We start from the raw sequence: 2457 nt of genomic DNA, 5'->3' as shown, positions 1-2457 counted from the left end.
GCTGCTGGTCGGCACGACGAATGCACGCGACCGCCCGTTCCTCGACGCGCGCGGCCCGACGCCCATCTTCGGAATCGGATCGAGGTCGGGGGACCGGGATGCCGTGCCCGCGTCAGCAGGTGACTGGGCGCTGGCCCTGGGCGTGTCCGTACCGGCGATCGTCGTCGGCGTGTGGCTGGCCAACCTGGCTCTCGCGGCCTCCACCCGGGCGGTGTAGGGCGGCGGGTCAGCGCGCCGCCGCCGCCTTCACGAGCGCGATCAGCGCGTTCAACTCCGCCCCGTCGGGCACGGGCCCCGGCACACCGCCGACCGCAAGCGCGTTGTTGAAGTAGAGCCCGTCGCTGACGAGCATGACCAGCTGCAGAGCCGTCTCGTCCCTCGCTTCGGGACGGACGGCGTCCTCCCAGAGCACACGCAGTTCGCGCAACGCGTCGCTGGCGTCCTGGTGACCGTTCTGCGCAAGACGCGAGACCGCGACGATCGTGCGATCCAGCGGAGTTCCGGTCATGATCGACGTGCGCATGAACGCCGAGATCGCGCCATCGGGCGCACTCTTGATCTGCTCGATGTCTTCGATCGACAACTCGCGAAGCCGCTCGATCAAGCCGGCGACCAGGGCTTCCTTCGACCCGAAGTGGTACAGCAGCCCGCCCTTCGACACGCCGGCGCCGCGGGCCGTGGCATCCATCGTCGCCGCCCGCTCCCCATCGTCGACGAGCAGCGATGCGAACGCGTCGAGCACGCTCTCACGGGCGCGGGGTGGGCGGCTCATGGCCCCGAGCCTATCCAGCAGCGATTCCTCACATCTGATAGTGTACCGGCTGGACGGTTTATAAATCATGACTTCGACACTCACTCAAGACATCGCTCTCGCCGAGGCCAGCAGCACTCGGGTCGGCTGGCGCGGCTGGGCCGCGCTCGTCGTGCTCATGCTGCCGGTGCTGCTCGTCTCGGTCGACAACACGGTGCTGAGCTTCGCGCTGCCGCAGATCGCACTCGACCTCGAGCCGACCGCGACCCAGCAGCTGTGGATCATCGACGCTTACCCGCTGGTGCTGGCGAGCCTGCTCGTCACGATGGGCGTGCTCGGCGACCGCTTCGGCAGGCGACGGATGCTGCTGATCGGGGCGGCCGGCTTCGGCGCGGTGTCCGCTCTGGCCGCGTTCGCGCCGAGCGCCGAGTGGCTCATCGCCGCGCGTGCCGCGATGGGCGTGTTCGGGGCGATGCTGATGCCCTCGACCCTGTCGCTGCTGCGCAGCATCTTCACGAACCGCGACCAGCGCCGCCTGGCGATCGCCGTCTGGGCGTCCGCATTCTCTGCGGGCGCTGCGCTGGGACCTGTCGTCGGCGGCATCCTGCTCGAGCATTTCGCCTGGGGCTCGGTCTTCCTGATGGCTGTGCCGGTGCTCGTGCCGCTGCTGGTGCTCGTCCCGATCCTCGTGCCCGAGAGCCGTGACCCGAATCCCGGCCGGTTCGATGCCGTCAGTGTGGCTCTGTCGCTCGCGACGATGGTGCCGATCGTCTACGCGATCAAGGAGTTCGCGGTGCACGGCAGCGAGAGTCTCCTGCCCGCTCCGCTGGCGGTGGTCGGCCTGCTGTTCGGGGTTCTCTTCGTCCGCCGCCAGAACCGGCTCGAGACGCCGATGCTCGACATGGCGCTGTTCCGTCGACCGACGTTCACAGGTTCGGTGCTCGTCAACCTGCTGAGCGTCGTCGGCTTGGTCGGATTCCTGTACTTCGTGGCACAGCACCTGCAGCTGATCGTCGGACTGTCGCCCCTCGAGGCCGGGCTCGCCCTCGTTCCCGGACTGCTCGCGATGATCGTGGCGGGGATCGGTGTCGTGCCGATCGCCCGCCGCGTCGCGCCGCGCATCGTGGTGCCCGCAGCCTTGGTCTTCTCGATCGGCGGGTACCTGCTGGTCGCGATCGCGGCGAGCACCGGGGCGCTGCCGCTGCTGATCGTCGCGTTCGTCTCGCTGGGTGTCGGCATCGGCGCGGCGGAGACCGTCTCGAACGAGCTGATACTGGCCAGCGCCCCGCCCGCGAAGGCGGGGGCCGCGAGCGCGGTCTCCGAGACCGCGTACGAACTGGGCGCCGTCCTGGGGACGACGATCATCGGCGGACTTCTGGCGGCGTTCTACCGCGCGAACCTCGCCCTTCCCGACGGCCTGCCCGATGCCGCGGCCGACGCCGCGCGCGAGACGCTCGCCGGTGCTGTCGCCGCCTCGTCGTCGCTCGACGCGACGCTCGGACAGGCGCTGCGGGATGCCGCGGCATCCGCCTTCGACGCAGGGGTGGGCGTGACGGCGCTGATCGGAGCCGGCCTGATCGTCGTCGCGGCCGTGATCGCGATGGTGACACTGGGTGGCCGAACCAAGACGGTACGCCTCGACCACTGACGCGCCGGCTCGTCGCGAAGGGCGCTCACAGGATGGCGTGGGCGCGGGCGGTCGCAGG

General features: G+C 70.0%; 3 protein-coding genes. 2 read left to right on the top strand and 1 reads right to left on the bottom strand.

Annotated features, from left to right (window positions below; translation table 11 throughout):
* Nucleotides 1-217: hypothetical protein (locus tag VFX99_RS03785; protein WP_329664986.1), on the top strand; the 217-nt coding region annotated here is incomplete at its 5' end.
* 9 nt (nucleotides 218-226) lie between these two features.
* On the opposite strand, the gene VFX99_RS03780 is transcribed toward VFX99_RS03785, so the two are convergent.
* A complete protein-coding gene (locus VFX99_RS03780; protein WP_329664985.1) occupies nucleotides 227-772 on the bottom strand; it encodes a TetR/AcrR family transcriptional regulator in 546 nt (181 codons plus the stop codon).
* 67 nt (nucleotides 773-839) lie between these two features.
* Here VFX99_RS03780 and VFX99_RS03775 point away from each other — a divergent pair, with 67 nt between their 5' ends.
* Nucleotides 840-2399 carry an MFS transporter gene (locus VFX99_RS03775; protein ID WP_329664984.1) on the top strand — a complete coding sequence of 520 codons (1560 nt, stop codon included), beginning with the start codon at nucleotides 840-842 and terminating at the stop codon, nucleotides 2397-2399.
* The last annotated feature ends 58 nt before the right edge of the window (nucleotides 2400-2457 follow it).

This window comes from Microbacterium sp., from assembly GCF_036277215.1.
Classification (GTDB): domain Bacteria; phylum Actinomycetota; class Actinomycetes; order Actinomycetales; family Microbacteriaceae; genus Microbacterium.
The sequence above is the reverse complement of the archived record's forward strand: the minus strand, read 5'-3'. Positions and strand labels throughout refer to the sequence as shown.